General features: G+C 51.3%; 5 protein-coding genes and 1 pseudogene. 1 reads left to right on the plus strand and 5 read right to left on the minus strand.

All coding sequences use genetic code 11. The features are described 5' to 3' along the window. Positions 1-229: 229 nt before the first annotated feature. From KMP13_RS16825 to KMP13_RS16845, 5 genes are all read right to left on the minus strand, one after another. On the minus strand, positions 230-628 hold the full coding sequence (locus KMP13_RS16825) for a hypothetical protein (protein WP_215267141.1): 399 nt from the start codon (positions 626-628) through the stop codon (positions 230-232). Beyond that, positions 625-1713, minus strand: a complete 1089-nt coding sequence (flhB, locus tag KMP13_RS16830) for a flagellar type III secretion system protein FlhB (protein WP_215267142.1) — start codon at positions 1711-1713, stop codon at positions 625-627. Before flhB ends, KMP13_RS16825 begins: the two co-directional genes overlap by 4 nt. Further along, on the minus strand, positions 1710-2489 hold the full coding sequence (locus tag KMP13_RS16835) for a flagellar biosynthetic protein FliR (protein ID WP_215267143.1): 780 nt from the start codon (positions 2487-2489) through the stop codon (positions 1710-1712). The genes flhB and KMP13_RS16835 overlap by 4 nt, the downstream gene beginning before the upstream one ends. Beyond that, entirely contained in the window at positions 2486-4519 is a 2034-nt protein-coding gene (gene flhA / locus KMP13_RS16840; protein ID WP_251363918.1) for a flagellar biosynthesis protein FlhA, read from the minus strand. The genes KMP13_RS16835 and flhA overlap by 4 nt, the downstream gene beginning before the upstream one ends. Positions 4520-4591: 72 nt before the next feature. Then, positions 4592-5266: a lytic transglycosylase domain-containing protein gene (locus KMP13_RS16845; RefSeq protein ID WP_215267145.1), complete on the minus strand. Its 675-nt coding sequence runs from the start codon at positions 5264-5266 to the stop codon at positions 4592-4594. Between the two features lie 391 nt (positions 5267-5657). Between KMP13_RS16845 and KMP13_RS16850 the strand changes: the two are divergent. Continuing rightward, a pseudogene (locus tag KMP13_RS16850) lies at positions 5658-5838 on the plus strand (hypothetical protein); the annotation flags it as partial.

The raw sequence follows: 5838 nt of genomic DNA on the forward strand, positions 1-5838 counted from the left end.
CCGTTGAAGGCGCTTGCGGTACACGACCGCGCCTGTTGCGTCCAATCCCGCAAGGCTGCAAACGGTCTTGCCCAGATCAATGCCCAATACTTCGACATCCATCAGAATGCTCCTATCTCTCCACCGATGCCCGCAACAATAGCTGCGGTTTGGCAGGAAGGCAGTTCATACCATTAGCTCATAGGCAATTGGGCGTTCAAGACTGAGTCCAGTAAATTGATGCGAGGAATCAGAACTTCATGAGCTGCGCATCACGGCGTTTTCTTTGATCAGCCTTCTTCTGTTCGGTCGCTTCACGAGACATAGTCTGGACTGCATGCTTTCGGCCAAACGACTTCCGTAAGCGGTCCATAGCCATCAACTTTTTCGCGGTGGCTTGTGCAAGCTCGGTGTTGAGCTGGCGGCGCATCCGGTGATGCCACCCTTGCCATAGAAGATCAGCGCCCAATGACTTCATCGCATGGTCGCTGTCTGATTGCTCTCGGGCTTCTTTTACTTGCCGGTCAAGCTGGGCAAGTTTCCCTCGGATCGCCGCCTCGGCGTCTAGTATTGGTTTTATGCGTGCGTGTTCTTGCATGTACTGCGCTTCGGTCACGCTCTGCATTTGTTTCAACATTTTTTCTTTCACCACACACGACCTTTTGCTTTTTCACGCATTGTTTCGGCAAATCGAATGGCCGCAGCGACGGGTGCGTAATGAACTTCTTGAACTTCTTGATCGATCTCGACCGTTGCATAAATTGCGCGCGCGGTTGGTGGATCGCTATGAATAGGCACGCCGTGTTCTTGAGCCACTTCTCGAATGGCCGCCGCTATTTCATCCACACCTTTGGCGATACACGTTGGTGCAGACCCCTGTTCGCGTGACCACTTAAGTGCAACCGCGTAATGTGTCGGGTTCACAATTACCACATCGGCATCCGGAACAACCCCGATCATTTGGCTCAAGGCAATTTCTTGCGCTCGTTGACGGCGTTGACCTTTGAACTGCGGATCACCTTCGGCGTTCTTATGTTCGTCAGTCACTTCTTGCCGCGACATCATGTTTTTTCGAATAAACTCAGCGTGTTGAAACACGGCGTCAAAAACGCCGATACTTGTGGCAATCAACGTCGCAATGATGAGACAGCTCATCATCAAACTTGCCAATAGCATCATAACGCCAAACGGCCCAGTTGCGGCGGATGCAATCATCTCTGGCATGTGTGACGTCAGAAAATAACTCAAGCCAATCGAGTATATTAGCAATTTGGCAAAACTTTTGAGAAATTCAAAAAAACCTGCGCGACCGAATTTGTTTTTAGCGTTCGAAATCAAAGAAATTTTGGACAGTTTTGGCTCCAGCTTACTTGGGGCGACAACAAATGCCTTTTGTCCCAAAATGGATAGCAACACCAAACATGCCGGAACGGCAAACCATGGCAGAACTGCAAGTAGAACTGATGTGATCAATGAACTAACTGGCGATGCAGTAGAGCCCTCGAAGTAGAGCGCGACCAATTTGTCTGGATGATCAAAAAAGGTCATCATAATTGAGCCCAAGTTTTGCACCGGACCCAAGCCGGTTCCAAAAAAGGCAATGAGCAAACCTAAATATGCTGCAGCGACCGATAGATCTGTCGACTTTGGAACATCCCCGTTCTCTCGGGCTTTTTTGAGTTTTTCCGGGGTTGGATCAAGGTTTTTTTCTGAATCGTCGTCCTGGCCGCTCATCGAGCACCTCCGGTCGGATCTGCAAAGAACCCAAAGAAGACTTCAGCCCAATACATCAGGATCATCGGACTGGCGACCATTAGAATGAACATGCCGCCAAAGGTGATGACGGGTGCGCCGATGATTGAGACCATCAATTGTGGCATTGCTCTACTGATGAAGCCGAGTGTGAAATTGTAAATGACTGACGTGATTACAAACGGCGCCGCCAAGGCAAACGACATGGAAAAACTGTGCGAGACTCTTGTTACGATCCACGGAGTGAGTTCGGACGCGGGTGGAAACTGACCGACTGGAAACAGCTGATAAGACTGAATCATAAACTCCGCTACTTTTACATGTAATCCCATCATGACAGCAAAGGCAGTTCCTGCAAAAACTAGAAAACTACCAATAGCCGGCATTGGTTCTGCTCCAATCCCGCCAAATGCTTGTGACAGAGATGTACTCTGGGCGGCAATGGAGCCGGCCGTTTGAAGTGTTAAGACGAAGATCCGGACACCAAAGCCCAATGCCAAACCGATGATCGCTTCGCTGATTGCCAGACCGCCATATAGAAAGAGGCTGTTCGGTGTGGCTTGAGTGGGTACCGATGGCGCAACGATCAAAGTGAAAACGATGGCGACGACAAGCTTCACGTTCGTGGGTACAAACTCTTCGCTGATGGCCGGCAATGCCGCAACCATAGCAGCCAGTCTTAAAAAGACGATGGCCGCGTGCCAGAACCCAGCCCCCAGGAGCGCGACAAGTTCAGGAGGGAGGAACTCGAAATTCATGCCGGAACGAGACCGACCAATGCCGGCTGTGCTTCCAAGCCGATTTCCTCAAACGATAAGACGGGGTTTGTTACGCCTCGGGACTTGAGAATGGTCTTCAAATACCTGCGTCGCCGTGTTGATGTGACAACCGCTGCGGTGATCCCCTGTTCCGTTGTTTGCACCAAGCGATCGTTTAGCCCGTCCGCAAGTTTGTTGAATTGGTCAGGTGGCAGCGCGATGTCCAAGCCTGTGCCTTGACCATCCACCTGGTAGGTTGCGAAAATTTCCTCCCACTCAGGGGCCAATTGGACCAACGGAATGGTTCCGTCGCCGCGCTTCATTTCGGCGACCAATTGGAAGCCCAGTCGTTGACGCACATGTTCGCAGATGGCTTCCGGCAAAGCCGTGTGGACGCGTGCCTCGGCGATGGCCTCCAAAATCAGAGGCATGTTGCGGATCGACACGCGTTCTTCGAGCAACAGGCGCAATACAGAATGCAAAGAGTCGATTGGCACTTTGTCCGGTACCAGTTCATCTATCAGCTTCCGATTGGCTTCTGCACGGAACCCATCTGTCAATTCGGTCATCTCGTTCAGAAGGCGGCGCAAGGATTTGAGGGTCAACAAGCGCGAGAAGTTGAGTTTAATAATTTCCAAGAGATGGGTGGCAAGAATTTCTGCTGGTGCAACAACTGTAGCGCCCATCATATTCGCTTGCTCACCGTGTTTACTGGACACCCACCTTGCGGGGGCACCGTAGACGGGTTCGGTTACGTCTGGTCCCGGCGGCAAAGAGTCGTGTTGTTCAGGCATCAACGCCAGAACCATATCCGGACGCAAAACACCACGAGCCTGCTCAACGCCATGCACTTTGATGACATAGGTTCCTGGATCAAGTTCTGATTGATCGCTTAACCGAATTTCCGGTAGGATCAGGCCAAAGGACGTGGCGACATGGGTACGCATATTGGCGATCCGTGCATCCAGACCGGTCCCTGCGTCCAAAACCATGCTCACCAGATCTGGCGCGAATTCCAGGTGAAGGTCATCTAGATCGAGAATGTCGCCGAGGGGACGAGACTCCGAAGGTTTCGCAGTTTTCTCTATCTGTGCATCAATCGCCGTTTCTTCTTCTTCAATGGACTTTTGATACACGCGATACGCAGCATAACCCAGGCTAGCAGCACCCGCCATAAATGGAACAAATGGCAAGCCCGGCACGAGAGCAAAAAGTGCCATGAGAACTGCAACAGTTGCCAAGGCACCAGGATGACCAGCGAACTGCGCCAGCAAAGCAGTGTCTGTCGTCCCGGTTGCGCCACCGCGCGCCAGTAGAAGCGCCGCTGCAATGGAAATAATGACGGAGGGAATTTGGGATACAAGCCCGTCACCTACAGTCAGGATTGTGTAGGTTTCAAATGCATCCGAAATGGCCATGTCGTGGACCAAAAGGCCCATTACCAAACCCACGAGCAGGTTCAAAATGGTGATCAATAGGCCAGCAACAGCGTCGCCTTTTACGAACTTGGAAGCACCGTCCAATGAACCAAAGAAAGTTGTTTCTTTCTGTTCAAGTTCACGCCGTTCCTTTGCGGTCGCATGATCAATCGCACCTGCACTCATGTCAGCGTCAATCGCCAACTGCTTACCTGGCATACCATCAAGGGCAAAACGGGCGCCGACTTCCGCCATACGCGCCGCACCTTTTGTAATCACCATGAAGTTTACGATCAGCAAGACGCAAAAAATCACAAGCCCAAGGAAAACGTTGCCGCCCATTACAAACTGGGCAAAGCCTTGAATGACATTGCCAGCCGCATCCGTACCGGTATGTCCTTGTCCAATAATAAGCTTTGTCGACGAGACATTGAGCGACAAGCGCAACATCAAAGACGCCAAGAGGATCGTTGGAAAGGACGAGAAGTCCAACGGTCGCTCGATGAACAAAGTGATCGTGAAGATCAAAATCGCCAGTGCAAAAGAAGTTGCCAACCCGACATCCAATACCCAGGCGGGAACCGGCAGAATCATCATCACAATGATCGCCATCAATGCGATCGCAAGCAAAACCGTTGGGCTAAAAATCTGCTGTATACTTAATTTAGGCACGGGTTAGCACTCTCAATTTAAAGGGATCAAGGCGCGGGAAGCCGCACCATCAATGGGCACTAGCGATCCCATTCGTACAGTGCCTTGAGCAACCAATGGGCCAGGTTTATGTACAGATATCAGCGGTAGAGGAGCGCCAAAGACCGCCCTTTGCCGCTGTGATCTTGGCAGTGAAGCAACAGTGGTGATCGGGCCGAGATTGGTGCGAATGCGTGCAAACCGAGCAGCATATTTTTGCGCGTATTTTGGCGTGCGTGAATGGTATGCACCGGCCGCTTGTGACCAGTTTCCAAACTCTTCATAGAGTTCGTTCAAAAAACGAGCGGCGTATTGTGCGTTTACGACCGGGTTGAACATCTGTTCGATCGATTCAAATGCCTGGCCGTGCCATCGGTAATTTATCTGGAAGCAGCCCACATCAAAACTGCGGGCCCCACGGTTGAAGTGAGAGATCGCATATTGGCGCGCCTCGCCTTCAGTATCGAACCACTTTCCCGCACCTTCCATGTTCACGGTCCATGGCCAAGGCTGAAGACCATTTTGGCCGCCGCGTCCTGTTTCCGTTCGTGTAATGGAGCGCATGACATCCAATGGGATGCCTTGGTCTTGAGCGGCTTGTTGCGCCGCCAGATCGCACAGACCAGCGATGGACGGGTCATGTTCGCGCGCTGACGTTGTTGACGTCATAGCACAAATACATACGCACGCGTGTGCTACATATCGCAGTTCACAGCGACGACTTACCCCAAAAAAGAGTGTCTTTAATAACGGCATTCTGCCCATTCCAATTTAGGTTTCACCCTAAACACAGAATAGAAACTGAAACTTTACAAACCGTTACAATTGAAATGCCCGACCGTCGGATTAACGACGAACGGGCTATCCATAATGTGCAATTTCTGAGCTACCCATAGGGATTGGGACATTGACGTAAGCTGCGATTTGCTTTCTGTTGATCCTCAACACGAAGGAGATCGATGATGTCGAAACGGAAGCGACACCACTCGGTGCCTAGGGTCTGGACCCATTGATTTCCGCTTAGGGTCGTGATTCACGATTCAAAAACCGAGTGGTGACCATGTCTGATCTATTCTGGCTGACGGATGCGCAGATGGCGCGTCTTGAACCCTTCTTCCTGAAATCACGCGTTCACTGCCCGGCAGGTCATTGCATAGCAATGTCCCGAGAGGGGATGATCGCCGTGTTTTGGGCGGGATTATTTTCATTAACTGCAATGGTTTACGATGGCGTGATGCGCC

The organism is Epibacterium ulvae, assembly GCF_018678075.1.
In the GTDB taxonomy this organism is placed as follows: domain Bacteria; phylum Pseudomonadota; class Alphaproteobacteria; order Rhodobacterales; family Rhodobacteraceae; genus Epibacterium; species Epibacterium ulvae_A.

What these genes read in the sequence shown, in the direction of transcription:
- KMP13_RS16845 (WP_215267145.1), bottom strand. Translation starts at nt 5,266, where the DNA reads ATGACGTCAACAACGTCAGCGCGCGAACATGACCCGTCCATCGCTGGT.
- flhB (WP_215267142.1), bottom strand. Translation starts at nt 1,713, where the DNA reads ATGAGCGGCCAGGACGACGATTCAGAAAAAAACCTTGATCCAACCCCG.
- KMP13_RS16835 (WP_215267143.1), bottom strand. Translation starts at nt 2,489, where the DNA reads ATGAATTTCGAGTTCCTCCCTCCTGAACTTGTCGCGCTCCTGGGGGCT.
- flhA (WP_251363918.1), bottom strand. Translation starts at nt 4,519, where the DNA reads ATGGCGATCATTGTGATGATGATTCTGCCGGTTCCCGCCTGGGTATTG.